Genomic DNA, 19,394 nt, shown 5'->3' on the forward strand with positions numbered 1-19,394 from the left:
CGCGGCGATCGCAAGCGCGGCGAAGCCGCGTGAAGCGGGTCGCCGCCAAACGGCCCCGCCAAGCACGCCTAGACTCGGCGGTGATGTCCAACGACACTGCCGACCTGAGCGCGGCCATCCGTACCGCACTGGGGAAGGTGATCGACCCCGAATTGCGCCGTCCCATCACCGAACTCGGGATGGTCAAGAGCGTCGACGTCGAGCCCGACGGCGGCGTGCACGTCGCGATCTACCTGACCACCTCCGCGTGCCCTAAGAAGGCCGAGATCAGCGAGCGCGTCACCAGCGCGGTCGCCGACGTGCCCGGCACCGGGGCCGTCAAGGTGAGCCTGGACGTGATGAGCGACGAGCAGCGCACCGAGCTGCGCAAGCAGCTGCGCGGGGACGCCGCCGAGCCCGTCATCCCGTTCGCCCAGCCCAGCTCGCTGACCCGGGTTTACGCCGTCGCCTCCGGCAAGGGCGGCGTCGGAAAGTCGACGGTCACGGTCAACCTGGCCGCGGCGATGGCCGCGCGCGGCCTGTCCGTCGGGGTGCTCGACGCCGACATTCACGGCCATTCCATCCCGCGCATGATGGGCACCACCGATCGGCCCACTCAGGTCGAGTCGATGATCCTGCCGCCCGTCGCCCACGAGGTGAAGGTCATCTCGATCGCCCAGTTCACCCAGGGCAACACGCCGGTGGTGTGGCGCGGACCGATGTTGCACCGCGCGCTGCAGCAGTTCCTGGCCGACGTGTACTGGGGCGACCTCGACGTGTTGCTGCTCGACCTGCCGCCCGGCACCGGGGACGTCGCCATCTCGGTGGCACAGCTGATCCCCAACGCCGAGATCCTGGTGGTGACCACGCCGCAGCTGGCGGCGGCCGAGGTCGCCGAACGGGCCGGCAGCATCGCGCTGCAAACCCGACAGCGCGTCGTCGGCGTCGTCGAGAACATGTCCGGGCTGGTGCTGCCCGACGGCACCACGATGCAGGTGTTCGGCGAGGGCGGCGGCCGGCAGGTCGCCGAGCGGTTGTCGCGCGCGGTTGGCGCCGATGTGCCGCTGCTGGGCCAGATCCCGCTGGACCCGGCGCTGGTCGCCGCCGGTGATGCCGGCCTACCGATCGTGCTGAGCGCGCCGGACTCCCCCGTCGGCAAGGAACTGCGCGGCGTGGCCGACAGCCTCTCGTCGCGCAAGCGGGGGCTGGCGGGCGTGTCGCTGGGGCTGGACCCGGCCAGGCGCTGAGTTTCCTCCGCGAGCGTGCGTGTTTGTACGCCGACACGCCGTCGCAGGCGTACAACTGCGCACGCTCGCGACGGGCTGCCCACGCGTCAGGTCGCGTCGGCGTCGAACGGCGCGGGTCCGCCGGTGTGCTCGGGCTGCGTCTGCGGTACCGGCCGCGCGGGCTCCGCCGGCTGCGCCGGCGCCCCGTTGACCGGCCGGTCGAAGTTTCCCGTGAGGAACGAGTCGTCGCCGTCGAGCAGGTGCTTGGTGAGCGCGGCGCGCGGGCTCATGCCGCGCAGCTTCTGCAGCTCGCCGAGCGGCTCGCGCAGGTCATCGAACTCGGGGCCGAGATCCTGGCGGAGCTGGGTCGTCATCCCGCTGAGGTAGTCACGCGCCTGCCGCAGCGCATTCGACGTCCACCGGATCGCGCCCGGGAGCCGCTCGGGGCCGAGGATCACCAGCCCGACCACGACGAGGACCAGGATGTGCTCCCAGCTCAGGTTCGCGAACACTTAGCCGTTGTCCGAATCGGGTTTCACCGTCAGCGTGACGTGCCGGCCGTCACGGACCACCTCCACCGGGGCGTCCTGGCCGATGGTCAGCTGCCGCACGGCGACGACGAACTCGTCGGCGTCGGCGACCTTGCGGTTGCCGACCTTGACGATCACGTCGTTCTCCAGGATCCCGCCCTTCTGGGCCGGGCTGCCGGCTTTGACGTTGGCCACCTGGGCGCCCGAGGCGATCGCGTTGCTCACCGAGCGGGTGCTGACGCCCAGCGTCGGGTGCACGATCTTGCCATCCTTGATCAGGGCCTGGGCCACCGACTTGACCTCGTTGATCGGAATGGCGAAGCCGAGCCCACTTGCGCTGTCCGACAACGACTTACCGGCCGTGTCGATGCCGATCACCTGCGAGTCCATGCTGATCAACGGGCCACCGGAGTTGCCGTGGTTGATCGACGCGTCGGTCTGCAGGGCGTCGATGACGGTGTCGGTGTCGGAGCCCTCGCCCGACAGCGGGACGGGGCGATGCAGGGCGCTGATGATGCCGTGGGTCACGGTGCTGCGCAGGCCGAGCGGCGCGCCGGCGGCCAGCACCTCGTCGCCGACGCGCACCTTGTCGGAGTCACCCAGCTGGGCCACGCTCAGGTTGTCGACGTTGTCGACCTTGAGCACCGCCAGGTCGGTCTTGGGGTCGCGGCCCACGAGGTTGGCCGGCACCTCCTTGCCGTCGTTGAAGACCACGGTCGTCTTGAACTGGCTGGGGTTGTTGGCCGCCTCGGAGATGACGTGGTTGTTGGTGACGATGTAGCCGCGGCCGTCGATGACGACCCCGGAGCCTTGCATGCCCTCCTGGTCGCTCTTCGACTCGATGGTGACCACGGCGTTGGCGGTGGCGGCCGCCACCTTGGCGAACCGGCCCGCCGGCAGCTCGCTGTTGCCGGGCGTCGACAGCGTGACCTTCGAGGTGGTGAACGCCTCGACCACCTCGGCCGTCTTGCGGCCGATCACACCGCCGATCAGGCCGATGACCAGCGCGATCAACAGCAGGACCGCGAGCGCCAGGTAGGACACCCTGCGCCCGAACAGCACGTCGCGGACCCCGAGCTTGCCGCCGTAGCCCGGTACCGCCTGCGGTCCGGCCGGCGCGACGGCCGGCGTCCCCAGGGCGGCGGCGGCGGCGGGGTCGCGCCAGGGGTCTTCCGCGCCCTCGGGCTCGGCGCCGTCCTGCTCGGCGGCCAGCGCGCCGGCGTCGATCGGGTGACGCTGCAGCGTGTCCGCCGTGCCGGGGGGGCGGCTGAACGCCTCCGCGAGGACGGGATCGGCCGGTGGTTCGTGCGGCGTGAACTCGGACTGCTCGCGAAACTTCGGCGGGCGCACCCGCTCGGCCACGAAGGAGCCCCGGAGCCCGGTGGGACGGCCGAACGCCTGACGCGACGCGGGGTCGACCGGTGGCCGAGAGATGGGGCGCGGCGCCAGGCGGTCCTCGCCGTTGCCGCTGTTATTGCCGTCGGAGGTCACGTTTGTTCTGGATCCTCTTCTTGAGCGCTCGAGCAGGCCGCTTACCGGGCGCGTTGCGGCGCGGCGGCATTGTGCTTACCCACCCTAGTATCCACGGGCGCGCCGGTTATCGGCGCTTACGCTGGTCGCGCGTATCACGCTCGGACGCGTCGTCGTCCGACGGGTGAAGGGGGATTTCGGAGAGCAGTCCCAGCAGGTTGGTGGGGATGCGGATCGGGTGGGAATCGCGCAACGCGGCGCGCGCCCTGCTCTGGTCCTCCACCTCAGCCGCGCATTCCGAGCACAGCGAGAGGTGGTGGGCGGCGCGCAGGTGGGCGTTCATCCGCAGCTCGCCGTCGACGAAAGCCGCGATCGCCTCGATGGACAGATGCTCGGTGGATCGGAACCGGCGCGGTGCGCCGACGGGCGCGTCGCTCTGGGAGGCGAACTGCGCGGGCAGCCAGGAGAATGCGCGGCGGAACACCTCGCCTCGATCCGCCATCACCAGTTCCTTTCTTACCGCCCTCTCACGAATGTAGCGCGAGGTCGCGCCCCATACCGTGCGTACAGCGCTTAAAGCCGTCGGGTTCTCGCGTCCAACGGTGCTATTCGGCTGTGGATGAGCCGTCAGGCGGGCGAGGGCAGCTACGCCGACTCGGCGTGCAGCCCGTGCTCGGGATGCGCGGCCAGGTAGTCGCGCAGCGCCTGGCGTCCACGGTGGATGCGGCTGCGCACGGTGCCCAGCTTGACGCCGAGGGTGGCGCCGATCTCCTCGTACGACAGGCCCTCGATGTCGCACAACACGACCGCGGCGCGAAACTCCGGCGGCAGCGAATCCAGCGCCGCCTGCAGGTCGGGCCCCAGCCGCGAATCGTGGTAGATCTGCTCGGGGTTCGGCTCGTCGGCCGGCACCCGGTCGTAGTCCTCGGGCAGCGCCTCCATGCGGATGCGAGCGCGCCGGCGAACCATGTCCAGGAACAGGTTGGTGGTGATGCGGTGCAGCCAGCCCTCGAACGTCCCGGGCTGGTAGTTCTGGACCGACCGGAAGACCCGGATGAAGGTCTCCTGGGTCAGGTCCTCGGCGTCCTGCTGGTTGCCCGACAACCGGTAGGCCAGCCGGTACACCCGGTCGGCGTGCTGGCGCACGAGCTCGTCCCACGACGGCATCGTGGCCTTGTCCCCCGTCGCGTCGAACACCGCGGTGCCCTGTAACGCGTCCGTCGTCTCCACCCACTCGTCGTCGCGGCATTCCTGCGCGTGCGACATCGTGGTCGGACTCAAAAGCGCTGTGGTGATTGGATCCTCCAGAATCGGCCTGCCATCAAAGTTCGGCAGTTCGTCGACCGCGTCAACGCGGAGTTCCCAGCCTGTATTCCCATTCCGGCGGCTTGTATTCCCGGCCCCCCGCGAACCCCGTTCCATACGCATACCGTCGCCCATCGGCGTATGCGCGACATAGGAGCAGTCTGAAGTTTAGCTGAGAAACCATATCGTTACCTGCGCTGAACAGGGCGAATTGGCGGGCGAGTGACTTGCGTCGCCCCGCAGGATCCGGGCGTGTCGGCCAGGTTCGAGTCAGGCGCGCCTGCCCGGCTGCGCGGCAATTTGGAATACGCTGCGGGGCATGGACGGCACCGACGCAGCAGCCCCCGGCCAGACGGCTCCCAGTCGAGCCGAGTCACTCTGCGCGCACGCCGAGGGATCGATCTCGGAGGACGCGCTGCTGGCGGCGGCCCGCGAGCGCGCCGAGGAGATCGGCGCCGGCGCCGTGACGCCGGCCGTCGGTGCGCTGTTGGCCCTGCTGGCCAAGCTCAGCGGCGGCAAGGCCGTCGCCGAGGTCGGCACCGGCGCCGGGGTCAGCGGGCTCTGGTTGTTGTCGGGCATGAGCGACGACGGCGTGTTGACCACGATCGACATCGAGCCCGAGTACCTGCGGCTGGCCAAGCAGTCGTTCACCGACGCCGGGATCGGACCATCGCGCACCCGGCTGATCCGTGGGCGCGCCCAGGAGGTGCTCACCCGGCTCGCCGACGAGTCCTACGACCTGGTGTTCATCGACGCCGACCCGGTCGACCAGCCCGACTACGTCGTGGAGGGGGTGCGGCTGCTGCGGCCCGGGGGCGTCATCGTGGTGCACCGGGCGGCGCTGGGCGGCCGCGCGGGCGATCCCGCGGCACGCGACGCCGAGGTGACTGCCGTGCGCGAGGCGGCCCGGCTCATCGCCGAGGACGAGCGGCTCACCCCCGCGCTGGTGCCGCTCGGCGACGGGCTGCTGGCCGCGGTGCGGGACTAACGGCGGGTCGCCGGCTCTGACCGCCGCGCCGAGCGTGCACTGGCGGCGAGTTTTTGGCTGAAATTCCGCCGTGAGTGCACGTTCGGTGGCGTTGCCCAGGACTAAATCCATCACGCCGGTTGAAGAAGCCCATGTTGTACGCCCCGCCGCCGTGGTTGGCTCGAGTTGTCGAAGCCCGAGTGCTGTTGGACATCCATTCGCGGCGCGTCACTGCCCGCCCGGGGCGATTTTGACGGATTCCTGACGGCGCGCCCCCTTGACCGGCGGCTGAACGAGCGTTTAGCGTACTGAACATGCGTTCAGCCGACCTGACCGCCGCCGCCCGGATCCGTGACGCGGCCATCGAGCAGTTCGGCGAGCGGGGGTTCGACGTGGGTCTGCGCGCGATCGCCGAGGCGGCGGGGGTGAGCGCCGCGCTGGTCATCCACCACTTCGGATCCAAGGACGGCCTGCGCAAGGCCTGCGACGATTACGTCGCCGAACAGATCCGCAGCACCAAATCGGAGGCGATGCGATCCAACGACCCCGCCACCTGGTTCGCGCAGCTCGCCGAGATCGAGGAATTCGCCCCACTGACGGCCTACCTGGTTCGCAGCATGCAGACCGGTGGCGACCTCGCGAAGATGTTGTGGCAGAGGATGATTGAGAACGTCGAAGAGTATATGGACGAAGGCGTGCGGGCCGGGACGATAAAGCCCAGCCGTGACCCGAAGGCCCGGGCCAAATATCTCGGCATCACCGGAGGCGGCAGCCTCCTGCTCTACATACAAATGCACGACACGCCAACCGATTTGCGTGCGGTCCTGCGCGACTACGCCAGCGACATGATTCTGCCCGCCCTGGAGATCTACACCGAGGGCCTGATGGTGGACCGCACCATGTACGACGCATTCCTGGCCGCCGACGATCAAGGAGGATCCCATGCCAGCTGACCACGCCGCACCCATCGAAATCCGCGGCCTGACGAAGAATTTCGGCGCGGTGCGCGCACTGGACGGCCTCGATCTGACGGTGCGCGAGGGCGAGGTGCACGGCTTCCTGGGGCCCAACGGTGCCGGGAAGTCGACGACCATCCGCATCCTGCTCGGCCTGGTGCGGGCCGACGGCGGCACCGCTCGGCTGCTGGGCGGCGACCCGTGGACCGACGCGGTGACACTGCACCGCCACATCGCCTACGTGCCGGGCGATGTGACCCTGTGGCCGTCGCTGACCGGCGGCGAGACCATCGACCTCCTGGCCCGCATGCGCGGCGGCATCGACGAGCGGCGTCGCGCCGAGCTCATCGAGCGCTTCGACCTCGACCCGCACAAGAAGGCGCGCACCTACTCGAAGGGCAACCGGCAAAAGGTGTCCCTGATCTCCGCGTTCTCGTCACACGCCCGGCTGCTGCTCCTGGACGAGCCCAGCAGCGGGCTGGACCCGGTGATGGAGAACGTGTTTCAGCAGTGCGTCGCAGAGGCGCGTGACCGCGGCACGACGGTCCTGCTGTCGAGCCACATCCTGGCCGAGACCGAAGCGCTGTGCGAACGGGTGACCATCATCCGGTCGGGAAAGACCGTCGAGAGCGGCTCGCTGGAGTCCATGCGGCATCTCAGCCGCACCTCGATCAAGGCCGAAGTCATCGGCGACCCGGGCGATCTCACCCGGATCAGGGGCGTTGAGGACGTCAGCTTCGACGGCAACACGCTGCGCGCGCAGGTCGACAGCGAAAGCCTGGGCGAACTCATCCGGGCGCTCGGCGACGCCGGCGTGCGCTCACTCGTCAGCCAGCCCCCGACCCTCGAGGAACTGTTCCTGCGCCACTACAACACCACGGACAAGGTCTCAGCATGAGCACCGCGATCCTGGATCGGCCGCGGCCCGCACATCCGGCGCCGCGGACCGCTTCGAATTTCTCCGGCACGCTTGCCATGCTGCGGCTCTACCTGCGCCGCGACCGGGTCTCGTTGCCGCTGTGGGTGCTACTGCTGTCCGTGCCCCTGGCCACCGTGTACATCGGCAGCATCGAAAAGGTCTACCCGACCCAGGCCGCCCGTGCCGGTTTCGCCGCGGCGATCATGGCCAGCCCGGCCCAGCGCGCGCTCTACGGCCAGGTCTACAACGACAGCCTTGGGGCCGTGGGCATTTGGAAGGCCGGGATGTTCCACCTGCTGATCGCGGTGGCCGTCATCCTCACCGTGATCCGGCACACCCGCGCCGACGAGGAGACCGGCCGGACCGAGCTGGTGGACTCGACCGCGATCGGTCGCTACGCCAGCCTGAGCGCGGCGCTGCTGTTGTCGTTCGGGGCGTCCGTCGCCACCGGCGCGATCGGCGCGATGGGACTGCTGACGACCGACGTCCCGGCCAGTGGATCGCTGGCGTTCGGGGCGGCGCTGGCCTGCTCCGGCCTGGTCTTCACCGCGGTCGCCGCGGTGACCGCGCAGCTGTCGCCGAGCGCCCGGTTCGCCCGGGGCGCCGCGTTCGCGGTACTGGGGGCCGCCTTCACGCTGCGCGCCATCGGCGATGCGGGCGACGGCAGGCTGTCGTGGCTCTCGCCGCTGGGCTGGTCGCTGCAGGTCCGGCCCTACGCGGGCGACCGCTGGTGGGTCCTGCTGCTGCACCTGGCGACGACGGCGGCGCTCACCCTGGTGGCCTACCGGCTGCTCGCCGGGCGCGACGTGGGCGCCGGCCTCGTCGCCGAGCGCGCCGGTCCGGGCGGGGCCGGGCCGCGGTTGGGCGGAGTCGACGGCCTGACGTGGCGGCTGGACCGCGGCGCGCTGCTGCTGTGGACCGTGGGCCTGTGCCTGTACGGCCTGCTGATGGGCAGCGTGGTGCACGGCATCGGCGACCAGCTGGGCGGTAGCACCGTCGTGCGCGACATCGTCGCGCGGATGGGCGGCACCAGCGTCCTGGAGGAGGCCTTCATCGCGGTGGCATACGCCATGATGGGCATGGTCGCCGCCGCGTTCGCCATTTCGCTCACCCTGCGCTTGCATCAGGAGGAATCCGGCCAGCGCGCCGAGACTACGCTGGCCGGCGCGGTCTCCCGAATTCATTGGCTGGCAAGCCATTTGGGCGCCGCGCTGATCGGATCCGCGGTCGCGATGCTGGCCAGCGGCGTGGCCGGCGGGGTCGTCTACGGCGTGGCCGCCGGCGACGTCGGCGGCAAGCTGGCCGTCGTGGTCGGCACCGCGGCCGTCCAATTGCCCGGCGTCTGGCTGCTCGCCGCAATCACGGTCGCGTTGTTCGGTGTGGCGCCGCGGTTCACGCCCGTCGCGTGGGGTGTGCTGGTGGGGTTCGTTGCCCTGTACCTGATCGGCGAGTTGGCCCGGCTGCCGCAGTGGGTGCTCGACCTGGAACCGTTCGCGCACACGCCGCGGGTCGGCGCCGATTTCACCGCCGTGCCGCTGGTGTGGCTGCTGGCCATCGATACCGCCCTGATCATCTTGGGGGCCATGGCTTTTCGACGTCGCGATCTGCGTTGCTAGGAGGGGTTATGAAACTTGCACTTCGATTGGCGACATCCGCGGTACTCGGATTGGCCTTCTACGGCCTGATCCTGTTCGGACCGGCCGGCACGCTGCGCTATTGGCAGGGATGGGCTTTCATCGCCGTGTTCACGCTGTCGACGATCGGCCCCACGATCTATTTGGCGCGCAACAACCCCGCGACGCTGCAGCGCCGCATGCGCGCCGGGCCGAGGGCGGAAACGCGAACGGCTCAAAAGTTCATCATCACCGCTAATTTCCTGACCATCTTCGGGATGATGGCATTCAGCGCCCTCGATCATCGAATGGGCTGGTCGACCGTTCCGGCATGGGTGTGTGTGCTCGGCCAGGTCCTCTTGGCCGCCGGCCTCGGACTGTCCATGCTGGTGGTCATCCAAAACGCTTACGCAGCGTCCACCGTCACGGTCGAGGCCGGCCAGACCGTGGCCTCGACCGGCGTCTACAAGTTCGTCAGGCACCCGATGTACGTCGGGAGCGTGATCATGATGGTCGGCATCCCGCTGGCGCTCGGCTCCTACTGGGGACTGCTCTTCGTGATCCCGGGCGTCGCGGCGCTCGTCTTGCGCATCCTCGACGAGGAGGAGCTGCTCACCCGGGACTTGCCTGGCTACCGCGAGTACGCGCAGCACGTGCGGTACCGGTTGGTGCCCAATGTCTGGTAGAGGTCCTAAGGTATTGGCGTGGCGCGAAATCCGGCACCGGCGCTCGACCGGCCATGGCGCCGCCCCGGCGCCCTGCGATACGCACTGACCCGGCTGCGCGGCATCGCCAAACCCCCCATCACCGTCACCGCCGCGCCATCGGACGTCCTCGTCGAGCCCGACGTCGCCGTTCCCACCCGCGACGGCACGGCGTTGCGGATCAACGTCTATCGACGGACGGACGAAGCCCGGCCGGTCATCCTCAGCATCCATCCGTACGGCAAGGACAATCTGCCGAGGCGGCGGCGCGGGAGGTGGACGTTCTCGATCCAATACCGGGTGTTGCGCCAGCCGCGGCCGGTGACCTTCTCGGCGCTCACCGGCTGGGAGGCGCCGGATCCGGCGTGGTGGACCGCGCGGGGCTTCACCGTGGTCAACGCCGACTCGCGCGGCTGCGGCCACTCCGACGGCACCGGAAACCTGCTGTCGCACAGGGAGGCCGAGGACAGCTACGACCTGGTGCAGTGGATCGCCGGCCAACCATGGTGCGACGGCCGCGTCGTCATGCTCGGGGTCTCCTACCTTGCCATCAGCCAGTACGCCGTCGCCGCCCTGGCACCGCCGGCCCTGCGGGCGATCTGCCCGTGGGAGGGCTTCACCGACGCCTACCGCGACCTGACCTTCCCCGGCGGCGTTCGCGAACACGGGTTCACAAGGATGTGGTCGCGCAACCTGCGTCGCGATACGCGGCAGACCTACGACCTGGAGCGGATGCAGGACGCCCACCCGCTGCGCGACGACTTCTGGCGCTCGGTGGTGCCCGACCTGTCCGCGATCACGGTGCCCATGCTGGTCTGCGGCAGCTTCTCGGACAACAACCTGCACAGCCGCGGGTCGATCCGGGCCTTCACTCACGCCGGCTCGGCCCACGCCCGCCTGTACACCCATCGGGGCGGCAAGTGGGCGACGTTCTACTCCGAAGCCGCGCGGGCCGAACAGCTCGACTTCTTCCGGGGCGTGCTCGACGGCGCGGCCGGTTCCCGCAGCGTCCGCCTCGAGGTCCGCGAGGACCGCGACACCGTCGCCGCGGTGCGCGAGGAGGCGGACTGGCCGCTACCCCGAACCCGTTGGCGCCCCTTGTATCTGGGCGGCGCCGGGACGCTGGTGCCGGAGCGGCCGGCCGAGGCCGGCAGCATCGCGTTCGAAACGCATTCCGCCGCAGCGGCTTTCAGCTGGACGGTGCCCGCCGACGTCGAGCTGACCGGCCCGATGGCCGCCCGGCTGTGGGTGGCGCTGGACGGCTGCGACGACGCCAACCTGTTCGTGGGCGTGGAGAAGTGGCGTGCCGGCCGGTTCGTCGCCTTCGAGGGGTCCTACGGCTACGGGCGCGACCGCGTGACCACCGGGTGGCAGCGGGTCGCGCTGCGGGCGCTGGACCCCGAGCTGTCCCGGCCGTGGGAGCCCGTCCCATCGTGCGCGGATCCGCGTCCGGTCGCCGCCGGCGAGGTGGTCGCGGTCGATGTCGCGCTGGGGCCGTCGGCCACGCTGTTCCGGGCCCGCGAGCAGCTGCGCCTGGTGGTCGCCGGGCGGTGGCTGTGCCCGGCCAATCCGCTGATCGGTCAGATGCCGGCGGCCTACGAGAGCTCGCCCCGCGGCCGCGTCACCCTGCACTGGGGGCCGCGCCACGACGCGCACCTGCTGGTCCCGGAGGTCCGGTAATACGCCGAGCAGACGCAAAAGCCCCCATTTAACGGCCGAAATGGGGGCTTTTGCGTCTGCTGGCGGGACTAAATCCAGACGCCCTTGCCGACGGCGACCACGCCGCCGGCGCTGATGGCGAAGCGCTCGCGGTCCTTCTCGAGATCGACGCCCACCATCTCGCCGGGCCCGACGACGACGTTCTTGTCCAGGATCGCGTGGCGCACCACCGCGCCGCGCCCGACCCGCGCGCCCGGCATGATCACGCTGCCCTCCACGATCGCGCCGTCGTCGACCACGACGTTGGACGACAGCACCGAGTTGCGCACCGAGGCCGCCGAGATGATGCTGCCGGCACCCACGACGGACTCCTGCGCCGAGCCGCCGTTGACGAACTTGGCCGGCGCCAGGTTCTCGGACTCGCCGCGGATCGGCCAGCGCTTGTTGTAGAGGTTGAACACCGGGTGCACCGAGACCAGGTCCATGTGCGCGTCGTAGAACGCGTCCAGCGTTCCGACGTCGCGCCAGTAGCCCCGGTCGCGGTCGGTGGCGCCGGGCACCTCGTTGTCGGAGAAGTCGTACACCGCCGCCATCCCGTCCTCCACCAGCCGCGGGATGATGTCGCCGCCCATGTCGTGATCGGAGTGGTCGTCGTCGGCGTCGGCGCGGATCGCGTCGATGAGCACCTTGGTGGTGAAGATGTAGTTGCCCATCGACGCGAACGTCGACGCGGGGTCGTCGGGGGTGCCCGGCGGATCCAGCGGCTTCTCCACGAACGCGCGGATGCGGCCGGAGTCGTCGGCGTCGATGCAGCCGAAGGCCGAAGCCTCGCTGCGGGGGACCTTGATGCCGGCCACGGTCGCGCCGGCGCCGCTTTCGATGTGGAACTGGACCATCTGCTCGGGATCCATCCGGTAGACGTGGTCGGCGCCGAAAACGACTATGTAGTCCGGATCTTCGTCGTAGATCAGGTTGAGCGACTGATAGATCGCGTCGGCCGAGCCGGTGTACCAGCGCGGGCCGAGGCGCTGCTGCGCGGGAACCGGCGTGATGTACTCGCCGGCCAGGCCGGACAACCGCCAGTTCTGCGAAATGTGGCGGTCGAGTGAATGCGACTTGTATTGGGTGAGAACGCAGATCCGCAGATAGCGGGCGTTGACCAGGTTGGAGAGCACGAAGTCGATCAGCCGGTAGGCGCCACCGAAGGGAACCGCGGGTTTCGCCCGGTCCGCGGTCAGCGGATACAACCGCTTGCCCTCACCGCCGGCCAGGACAATGCCCAGCACGTGTGGCGCTTCCCTCATGGCTCCCAAACTATCGGCCGCCGCCAGCCGCTGCCAGGGGGAATCCCGGTGGACGCCGTTCTGACGGACTGCCTGTCAAGGTATTTGGCGTCGTTCTCGCCACGTTTCACAACCCGATACCGCCCATTATTGCGCAGGCCCGCTCGACAGCCGCGCCGAAAACCGGATTCGGCAAATTTTCTCGCCGCCCGACTCGCGGGCCGCGGCGTCGCCGAACTACCGTGCGGAGTATGCGGGTGGCGATGATGACGCGGGAGTACCCACCAGATGTCTACGGGGGGGCCGGGGTACACGTCACCGAACTCGTCGCGCAACTGCGGCGGCTCTGCGCGGTCGACGTGCACTGCATCGGCGCGCCGCGCCCCGACGCCTTCGCGCAGCAACCCGACCCGCGCATCCACGGCGCCAACCCCGCGCTGTCCACCCTGTCCGCTGACCTGATGATGACCAACGCCGCGTCGGCGGCCACCGTCGTGCATTCGCACACCTGGTACGCCAACCTCGCCGGGCACCTGAGCGCGCTGCTCTACGACATTCCGCACGTCATGACCGCGCATTCGCTCGAGCCGCTGCGCCCGTGGAAGGCCGAACAGCTCGGCGGCGGCTACCAGATTTCGACGTGGGTGGAACGGACCGCGGTGCTGGCCGCCGACGCCGTCATCGCGGTCAGCGCGGCGATGCGCGAAGACATCCTGCGGGTCTACCAAACGCTGGACCCGAGCCTGGTGCACGTCATCCGCAACGGTGTCGACACCAACGTCTGGTATCCCGCCGGGCCGATGCAGACCGGATCGGTGCTCGCCGAGCTCGGCGTCGACCCCGGCCGGCCGACCGTGGCCTTCGTCGGGCGGATCACCCGGCAGAAGGGCGTCGCGCACCTGGTGGCCGCCGCGCACCGGTTCGCCCCCGGGGTTCAGGTGGTGCTGTGCGCCGGGGCCCCCGACACCCCGGAACTGGCCGAGGAGATTCGCGCCGCGGTGGGCGAGCTGGCCCGCGACCGCGACGGGGTGTTCTGGATCAGGGAGATGCTGCCCATCGGGGAGCTACGCGAAATACTCTCGGCGGCAACGGTGTTCGTATGCCCGTCGGTGTACGAGCCGTTGGGGATCGTCAATCTCGAGGCGATGGCGTGCGCGACGGCGGTGGTGGCTTCCGACGTCGGCGGGATACCGGAGGTGGTCAGGGATGGGATCACCGGGTCGCTGGTCCACTACGACCCCGACGATCCGGCGGGCTACCGGGCGGGGCTGGCCGCAGCGGTCAACGAGCTGGTCGCCGACCCGGACAAGGCCAAACGCTATGGCGAGGCGGGACGCCAGCGCTGCATCGAGGACTTCTCCTGGGCCCACGTGGCCGAGCAGACGCTGGAGATCTACCGGAAGGTCTCTGCGTAAGCCGTTTAGCTGGTGACGCCCTTGAGTTCGTCACCGAGGGCCGCGGCCTCGTCGGGCGTCAGCTCAACGACCAGCCGACCGCCGCCCTCAAGCGGTACTCGCATAACGATGCCGCGCCCCTCCTTGGTTGCCTCCAAAGGACCGTCTCCGGTACGGGGCTTCATCGCCGCCATCGAGTGCTCCCTTCAGCTTCGAGCTGGCCCGGCGTGGCGGACCTGGTCGGCGCCGAGCATGCCCCGCCAGTGGATTTCCAGCCATACCCGACTTTGAAATGCATCGCCTGCCAAATCACCCCTCCATTGTTCCCTATCGGGGGCGACAGTTATACAAAGACCCGCTTCTGACGCGTCATCGGGCCCCTAACCGGGGTTTGCCGGCACCCAGCAACCGCGAATGTGGTCGTCGACCATGCCGGTCGCCTGCATCAGCGCGTAGGCGGTGGTCGGCCCGACGAAACGGAACCCGCGCCGTTTGAGCTCGGCCGCCATCGCCTTCGATTCGGGGCTGGCCGAGGGGATTTCGGACCCGTCGGCGGGACGCGGCCGCGGTGACGGCGCGAACGACCACAACAGCTTGGACAGGTCCTCGGCGGATCCCAGCTCGGCGGCGGCGCGCGCGTTGGCGATCGTCGCGTCGATCTTGGCCCGGTTGCGGACGATCCCCTCGTCGGCCATCAGCCGCTGCACGTCGGCGTCGGTGTAGCCCGCGACCGTCTCGATGTCGAACCCGGCGAAGGCGCGCCGGAAGTTCTCCCGCTTGCGCAGGATGATCAGCCACGACAGGCCGCTCTGGAACGCCTCGAGGCTCATCCGCTCGAACAGCGCCACCCCGTCGTGCAGCGGGCGGCCCCATTCCCGGTCGTGGTAGTCGCGGTACATCCCGAAGTCCGGCCCGGGCCGAATGGCCGCCCAGCCGCACCGCACCAGCCCGTCGTCGTCGCTCACACTGAGTCCTGACGATCCTCGCGCTCGTCGGGTTCCACCGAATCGGGCTCGCCCTCGCTCTCGGGGGCCGCGGAAGCCGAGGCGTGCACCGCCGCCAGCTCGCCGCGCAGCGCCTCGAGCTCGCGGGCGAGCCGGTCCAGCACCCAGTCCACCTCGCTGGTCTTGTATCCACGCAGCACCTGGGTGAACTTGACGGCGTCGACGTCGGCGCCGGTGACCCCGTAAGCCGGCAGCACGGTCGCCGTCGTCCCCCGCGGCAGGGGCGGCAGCTGCTCGCCACGGCCGAACAGCAGGCTCGCCGCGCCGAACAGCACGATCGCCACCAGGACGAGTACCACCAGGTACAGCAACACCAACGCCACGCGTTCGATATTGCCCTATGCCGCCGACATCCCGGCGCGCGTGGGCCCTAGCGGGGCCTGACCCGATTGATCGGCGGCCGATCCTCCAGCGACACCGGCGAGGTGCGCGCGGTGTAGCCGAACCCCTGGGCGCCGTCGGCGAAGAACTGGGTCAACCCGACCCCGGAGTCGGGGATCCCGCAGCGCGAGAGCAGGGTCGCGATGACCTGGCGGCTCATCGCGCCCAGCTCGGCCAACGGCCGGTTGCGATGCGCCCGCACCCCGAGGTTCACCTGCGCGATCGCGTCGAGGCCCAGCCGGTCGAAGGTGTCCACCAGCACGCCGATCTCCACCCCGTAGCCGGGGGCGAACGGCAGCGACGTCAGCAGTTCCCGGCTGGCCGCGTACTCGCCGCCGAGCGGCTGCAGGATGCGGCCCAGTTCCGGGCGCAGCGCCGCGAGCAAGGGCCGGGCCACCAGCTCGGTGACCCGACCGCCGCCCGCCTCGGCGCCGTGCAGCGGCCGCCGGTAGAAGCTCTTCACCAGGTGAATCCCGTCACCGGTCAGCAGCGGGGCCACCAGCCACGGCACGAACATCGGGTGCGGGTTGATCAGGTCGGAGTCGACGAACACCACGATGTCGCCGCTGGTGGCCGCCAGCGAACGCCACAGCACCTCGCCCTTGCCCGGCCGGACGGGCACCTCGGGCAGCGCCTGTTCCCGGCTGACGACGCGCGCGCCGGCGGCAATCGCGCGGATCTCGGTGTCGTCGGTGGAGCCGGAGTCCAGCACGATCAGCTCGTCGACCAGGCCGTCCACCAGCGGCGAGATGCTTTCGATCACCGAGGAGACGGTGGCTTCCTCGTTGAGGGCGGGCAACACCACCGAGACGGTCCGCCCGGCCTTCGCCTCTTCAAGTTCGCCGACGGTCCAGCCGGGCCGGTTCCAATTGCGGTCGGCCAGCAGAACGTCCCCGGGGCGCGCGGCGAGCACGCCCTCGCTGGCGAGGTCTACCACGTCCGTCATGCGAGCCCCCGTACCGTGCGTGCCGGCGCGCGAGTCCCCTGGATCGAGGACACCATCTCGAGCACCCGCCGGGTGGCCGCGACCTGGTGCACCCGAAACATCCGGACCCCGGCCGCCGCCGCCAGCGCGGTGGCTGCCAGCGTCCCCTCGAGCCGTTCGGTCAGTTCCACACCCAAAGTCTCCCCGACGAAGTCCTTGTTGCTCAAAGCGAGCAGGACGGGCCATCCGGTGTTAACAAGTTCGCCCGCGTGTCGCAACAAAAGCAGCCCGTGGAAGGTGTTCTTGCCGAAATCATGGGCCGGATCGATCAGCACCCGGTCGCGGGCCACCCCGGCCGCCACCGCCCGGTCCGCGGCCGCGGTGACCCGGCCGATGACGTCGTCCACCACCCCCCGCGTGGTGGTGCCGAAGCTCACCCGGAACGGCCGGGTGCGCGGCAGCGCCCCGCCGGTGTGCGAACACACCAGCCCCGCCCCGAACTCGGCGGCCACCTCCGGCAGCGCGGGGTCGATGCCGCCCCAGGTGTCGTTGATCAGGTCCGCGCCGGCGGCGCAGGCCACCCGCGCCACCCCCGCGCGCCAGGTGTCGACGCTGATCAGCTGGTCGGGATAGGCGCCGCGCAGCCATTCGATGAACGGCAGCAGCCGGGCGATCTCGGTTTGCTCGTCGACCGTCTCGCCGGGCCCGGCCTTGACCCCGCCGACGTCGATGACGTCGGCGCCCTCGGCGATGGCTTTGTGGGCGGCCTCGCGGGCGGCCTCGTCGCCGAAGGTCGCGCCCCGGTCGTAGAACGAATCCGGGGTGCGGTTGACGATCGCCATGATCAGTGGGCGATCCCCGGCGACGGGCCGCCCGCAGAGAGTCGAGTGGCCGGCTGACGCCGGCGGTGTCGATTGGCCGGCTGACGCCGGCGGTGTCGAACGCACCCGTACATGGTGCCTGGTCACCGCGCCGGGCGCGGCCCCGGGACCGGGTGCGACCGCGGCCGCCGTATTTGCGCCCACGCTTCACACGCGGCGGCCGGGGCGACGGCTCAGCCGTTGACCGTGAACTCACGGCTTTGGGAGTGAACACAGGGTGGGAATCCCGGCCGGATTCGCGCCCACGCTTCACACTCAACGCCCACGCTTCACACGCGGCGGCCGGGCCGACGGCTCAGCCGTTGACCGTGAACTCACGGCTTTGGGAGTGAACACAGGGTGGGAATCCCGGCCGGATTCGCGCCCACGCTTCACACGCAACGCCCAGGCCGTCGCGGCCGTGCGGCGACTCAGCCCTTGGGCCGCTTACCCTCGGCCACTTCCTCGGGGTACTCGTCGTAGTACGGCACATAGCCCTCGTCGCGGCCGGCCAGCACATACAGCAGGTCCTCGACGCCGGGGCCGTAGCCCTGGTCGCGCAGTTCCACCTTGCGGCTCTTGAACGTCGACGTGTGCTCTAGCGTCTTGACCACCCGCACGAACAACGGCAGCGCGTACGGCGGCAGCTGGTCATATACGGCCCGGGCCAGGGACTGGCCGTCGAACTCGGCGCCCTCGCGGAGCTGGACCGCGGCCATCCCGGCGCGGCCGCCGGTGCGCGGGATCTCCACGCCGAACACCGTGCATTCCTCGACCGACGCATCCGACGCCAGCGCCGCCTCGACCTGCGTGGTCGCGACGTTCTCGCCCTTCCACCGGAAGGTGTCGCCGAGCCGGTCGACGAACGCGGCGTGGCCCATGCCCTGTGGGCTCATCACGTCGCCCGAGTTGAACCACACGTCGCCCTCACGAAAGGCGTTGCGCACCAACTTCTTTTCGCTCGATTCCTTGTCGGTGTAGCCGTCGAACGGCTGCAGCCGGTTCACCGGGCTGAGCAGGAGCCCCGGCTGGCCGGGGGGCACCCGGCGCACCCGGCCGCTGTCGTCGCGCAGCGGCTCGCCGGTGTCGGGGTCGTACTCCACGTAGGCCAGCGGCATGGGGAACACGCCGGTGCTGCGCGGCACGTTGAAGACGTTGATGAACGCGGTGTTGCCCTCGCTCGAGGCGTAGAACTCGCAGACCCGCGCGATGTCGAACCGCTGGGTGAACTCGTCCCAGATCTCCGGGCGCAGCCCGTTGCCGGCGATCACCCGCACCTTGTGCGCGCGGTCGGTCGGCTTGGCCGGCTGGTTGAGCAGGTACCGGCAGATCTCGCCGATGTAGATGAACGCCGTGGCCTCGCTGGCGATCACCTCGTCCCAGAACTTCGACGCCGAGAACGACTTGCCCAGCGCCAGCGTCGCCCCCGAGTTGATCACCGACGACAGCGCGACCGTCAGCGCGTTGTTGTGGTACAGCGGCAGGCAGCTGTACAGCGTGTCGGAGCTCTTCAGCCGCAACCCGATGCCGCCGAACGCGGCCAGCGCCTTGAGCCACCGCAGGTGCGTCATCACGCTGGCCTTGGGGAAGCCTGTGGTGCCCGAGGTGAAGATGTAGAACGCGGTGTCCCGGGCCTGCACGGCCGACGCCGACGCCGGGTTGGTGGCCGGGGCGCTCACCGCGAACCGCTCCAGGTCCTCGACCGTGAGCGTCTCGGTCGCGCCCGCGCCGCCGCACTCGGCCACCGCGCTGACCAGGTCGGTCTCGGCGATCAGCACCTTGGCGTCCAGCAGCCCCAGGCTGTGCGCCAGCACCTCGCCGCGCTGGTGGTAGTTGATCATGCCGGCGACGGCGCCGCACTTGACCGCCGCAAGCATGGCCAGCACGGCCTGGGGCGAGTTGCGCAGCATGATCGCGACGACGTCGCCGCTGCCGACGCCGCGCGCGGCCAGCACCGCGGCGTACCGGTTGGCGGCCGCGTTGGCGTCGCGGTAGGTCAGCTGCTGATCGCCGAACCGCAGGAAGACCCGGTCGCCGTAGCGGGCGGCGCGGTCGGCGAACACCGTGCCGATCGATTTGCGGGAGCCCGGCTGGGCGAGCAGCCCGGTCAGCGCCCCGCGCATGATCACCGGGATGTCGGCCAGCACCCCCGGCACCCGCGATGCGACGTCGGTCAGCCTGACCGCTGTGCGCGCTCCCCCGTCGTGGTCGGACACGTC

The 19,394-nt window shown here is 70.0% G+C and carries 19 protein-coding genes; 8 read left to right on the top strand and 11 right to left on the bottom strand.

Annotated elements, in window-relative coordinates:
- Positions 1–83 precede the first annotated feature (83 nt).
- Complete coding sequence (locus A5696_RS16545; protein WP_067881091.1) at positions 84–1,226, top strand: Mrp/NBP35 family ATP-binding protein; 1,143 nt, start codon at positions 84–86, stop codon at positions 1,224–1,226.
- Between the two features lie 86 nt (positions 1,227–1,312).
- On the opposite strand, the gene tatB is transcribed toward A5696_RS16545, so the two are convergent.
- From tatB to sigE, 4 genes are all read right to left on the bottom strand, one after another.
- Positions 1,313–1,717, bottom strand: coding sequence for a Sec-independent protein translocase protein TatB (gene tatB, locus A5696_RS16550; RefSeq protein WP_067881093.1), 405 nt, complete (start codon positions 1,715–1,717; stop codon positions 1,313–1,315).
- Complete coding sequence (locus tag A5696_RS16555) at positions 1,718–3,226, bottom strand: S1C family serine protease (protein WP_067881094.1); 1,509 nt, start codon at positions 3,224–3,226, stop codon at positions 1,718–1,720.
- A gap of 106 nt (positions 3,227–3,332) precedes the next feature.
- Positions 3,333–3,707: an anti-sigma E factor RseA gene (gene rseA, locus A5696_RS16560; protein ID WP_067881098.1), complete on the bottom strand. Its 375-nt coding sequence runs from the start codon at positions 3,705–3,707 to the stop codon at positions 3,333–3,335.
- A 143-nt stretch (positions 3,708–3,850) separates the two neighbouring features.
- Positions 3,851–4,627 (bottom strand): RNA polymerase sigma factor SigE, encoded by a 777-nt coding sequence (gene sigE / locus A5696_RS16565; RefSeq protein WP_067881101.1) that lies wholly within the window; start codon positions 4,625–4,627, stop codon positions 3,851–3,853.
- Between the two features lie 202 nt (positions 4,628–4,829).
- Here sigE and A5696_RS16570 point away from each other — a divergent pair, with 202 nt between their 5' ends.
- The 6 genes from A5696_RS16570 (at position 4,830) to A5696_RS16595 (ending at position 11,349) form a co-directional block, all read left to right on the top strand.
- Positions 4,830–5,498, top strand: coding sequence for an O-methyltransferase (locus A5696_RS16570; protein ID WP_067881104.1), 669 nt, complete (start codon positions 4,830–4,832; stop codon positions 5,496–5,498).
- 293 nt (positions 5,499–5,791) lie between these two features.
- On the top strand, positions 5,792–6,430 hold the full coding sequence (locus A5696_RS16575; protein WP_067881110.1) for a TetR/AcrR family transcriptional regulator: 639 nt from the start codon (positions 5,792–5,794) through the stop codon (positions 6,428–6,430).
- Positions 6,420–7,331, top strand: a complete 912-nt coding sequence (locus A5696_RS16580) for an ABC transporter ATP-binding protein (RefSeq protein WP_067881112.1) — start codon at positions 6,420–6,422, stop codon at positions 7,329–7,331. Before A5696_RS16575 ends, A5696_RS16580 begins: the two co-directional genes overlap by 11 nt.
- Positions 7,328–8,968, top strand: coding sequence for an ABC transporter permease (locus A5696_RS16585; protein ID WP_156738434.1), 1,641 nt, complete (start codon positions 7,328–7,330; stop codon positions 8,966–8,968). The genes A5696_RS16580 and A5696_RS16585 overlap by 4 nt, the downstream gene beginning before the upstream one ends.
- A gap of 8 nt (positions 8,969–8,976) precedes the next feature.
- A complete protein-coding gene (locus tag A5696_RS16590; protein ID WP_067881114.1) occupies positions 8,977–9,651 on the top strand; it encodes an isoprenylcysteine carboxylmethyltransferase family protein in 675 nt (224 codons plus the stop codon).
- Between the two features lie 18 nt (positions 9,652–9,669).
- The gene (locus A5696_RS16595; RefSeq protein WP_067881116.1) at positions 9,670–11,349 is read left to right on the top strand and encodes a CocE/NonD family hydrolase; all 1,680 of its coding nucleotides are present in this window, start codon (positions 9,670–9,672) and stop codon (positions 11,347–11,349) included.
- Between the two features lie 68 nt (positions 11,350–11,417).
- Here A5696_RS16595 and glgC read toward each other — a convergent pair whose 3' ends face one another.
- Complete coding sequence (gene glgC, locus A5696_RS16600) at positions 11,418–12,632, bottom strand: glucose-1-phosphate adenylyltransferase (RefSeq protein WP_067881118.1); 1,215 nt, start codon at positions 12,630–12,632, stop codon at positions 11,418–11,420.
- Positions 12,633–12,862: 230 nt separating this feature from the next.
- Here glgC and glgA point away from each other — a divergent pair, with 230 nt between their 5' ends.
- Positions 12,863–14,026 carry a glycogen synthase gene (gene glgA, locus A5696_RS16605; protein ID WP_067881120.1) on the top strand — a complete coding sequence of 388 codons (1,164 nt, stop codon included), beginning with the start codon at positions 12,863–12,865 and terminating at the stop codon, positions 14,024–14,026.
- Positions 14,027–14,031: 5 nt separating this feature from the next.
- Here the strand turns inward: glgA and A5696_RS16610 are convergent, their stop codons facing one another.
- The 6 genes from A5696_RS16610 to fadD6 all read right to left on the bottom strand — a co-directional run bounded on the left by A5696_RS16610 (position 14,032) and on the right by fadD6 (position 19,391).
- Positions 14,032–14,199, bottom strand: a complete 168-nt coding sequence (locus A5696_RS16610; protein WP_003406247.1) for a DUF3117 domain-containing protein — start codon at positions 14,197–14,199, stop codon at positions 14,032–14,034.
- Positions 14,200–14,385: 186 nt separating this feature from the next.
- The gene (locus tag A5696_RS16615; protein WP_067881122.1) at positions 14,386–14,970 is read right to left on the bottom strand and encodes a DNA-3-methyladenine glycosylase I; all 585 of its coding nucleotides are present in this window, start codon (positions 14,968–14,970) and stop codon (positions 14,386–14,388) included.
- Positions 14,967–15,332 (bottom strand): DivIVA domain-containing protein, encoded by a 366-nt coding sequence (locus A5696_RS16620; RefSeq protein ID WP_067881124.1) that lies wholly within the window; start codon positions 15,330–15,332, stop codon positions 14,967–14,969. The genes A5696_RS16615 and A5696_RS16620 overlap by 4 nt, the downstream gene beginning before the upstream one ends.
- Before the next feature lie 47 nt (positions 15,333–15,379).
- Positions 15,380–16,336, bottom strand: a complete 957-nt coding sequence (locus A5696_RS16625) for a glucosyl-3-phosphoglycerate synthase (RefSeq protein WP_067881127.1) — start codon at positions 16,334–16,336, stop codon at positions 15,380–15,382.
- Entirely contained in the window at positions 16,333–17,157 is an 825-nt protein-coding gene (gene folP / locus A5696_RS16630; RefSeq protein ID WP_067881129.1) for a dihydropteroate synthase, read from the bottom strand. The genes A5696_RS16625 and folP overlap by 4 nt, the downstream gene beginning before the upstream one ends.
- A 449-nt stretch (positions 17,158–17,606) precedes the next feature.
- A complete protein-coding gene (fadD6, locus tag A5696_RS16635) occupies positions 17,607–19,391 on the bottom strand; it encodes a long-chain-acyl-CoA synthetase FadD6 (RefSeq protein WP_067881133.1) in 1,785 nt (594 codons plus the stop codon).
- Positions 19,392–19,394: the final 3 nt, after the last annotated feature.

Source organism: Mycobacterium sp. E2699 (genome assembly GCF_001666745.1).
Taxonomy (GTDB): Bacteria; Actinomycetota; Actinomycetes; order Mycobacteriales; family Mycobacteriaceae; genus Mycobacterium.

Coding starts and splice junctions, on each gene's coding strand:
- sigE (WP_067881101.1), bottom strand. CDS start 4,627: ATGGAACGGGGTTCGCGGGGGGCCGGGAATACAAGCCGCCGGAATGGG.
- A5696_RS16575 (WP_067881110.1), top strand. CDS start 5,792: ATGCGTTCAGCCGACCTGACCGCCGCCGCCCGGATCCGTGACGCGGCC.
- A5696_RS16590 (WP_067881114.1), top strand. CDS start 8,977: ATGAAACTTGCACTTCGATTGGCGACATCCGCGGTACTCGGATTGGCC.
- A5696_RS16625 (WP_067881127.1), bottom strand. CDS start 16,336: ATGACGGACGTGGTAGACCTCGCCAGCGAGGGCGTGCTCGCCGCGCGC.
- glgA (WP_067881120.1), top strand. CDS start 12,863: ATGCGGGTGGCGATGATGACGCGGGAGTACCCACCAGATGTCTACGGG.
- folP (WP_067881129.1), bottom strand. CDS start 17,157: ATGGCGATCGTCAACCGCACCCCGGATTCGTTCTACGACCGGGGCGCG.
- glgC (WP_067881118.1), bottom strand. CDS start 12,632: ATGAGGGAAGCGCCACACGTGCTGGGCATTGTCCTGGCCGGCGGTGAG.
- A5696_RS16585 (WP_156738434.1), top strand. CDS start 7,328: ATGAGCACCGCGATCCTGGATCGGCCGCGGCCCGCACATCCGGCGCCG.
- A5696_RS16545 (WP_067881091.1), top strand. CDS start 84: ATGTCCAACGACACTGCCGACCTGAGCGCGGCCATCCGTACCGCACTG.
- A5696_RS16610 (WP_003406247.1), bottom strand. CDS start 14,199: ATGGCGGCGATGAAGCCCCGTACCGGAGACGGTCCTTTGGAGGCAACC.
- A5696_RS16570 (WP_067881104.1), top strand. CDS start 4,830: ATGGACGGCACCGACGCAGCAGCCCCCGGCCAGACGGCTCCCAGTCGA.
- A5696_RS16580 (WP_067881112.1), top strand. CDS start 6,420: ATGCCAGCTGACCACGCCGCACCCATCGAAATCCGCGGCCTGACGAAG.
- rseA (WP_067881098.1), bottom strand. CDS start 3,707: ATGGCGGATCGAGGCGAGGTGTTCCGCCGCGCATTCTCCTGGCTGCCC.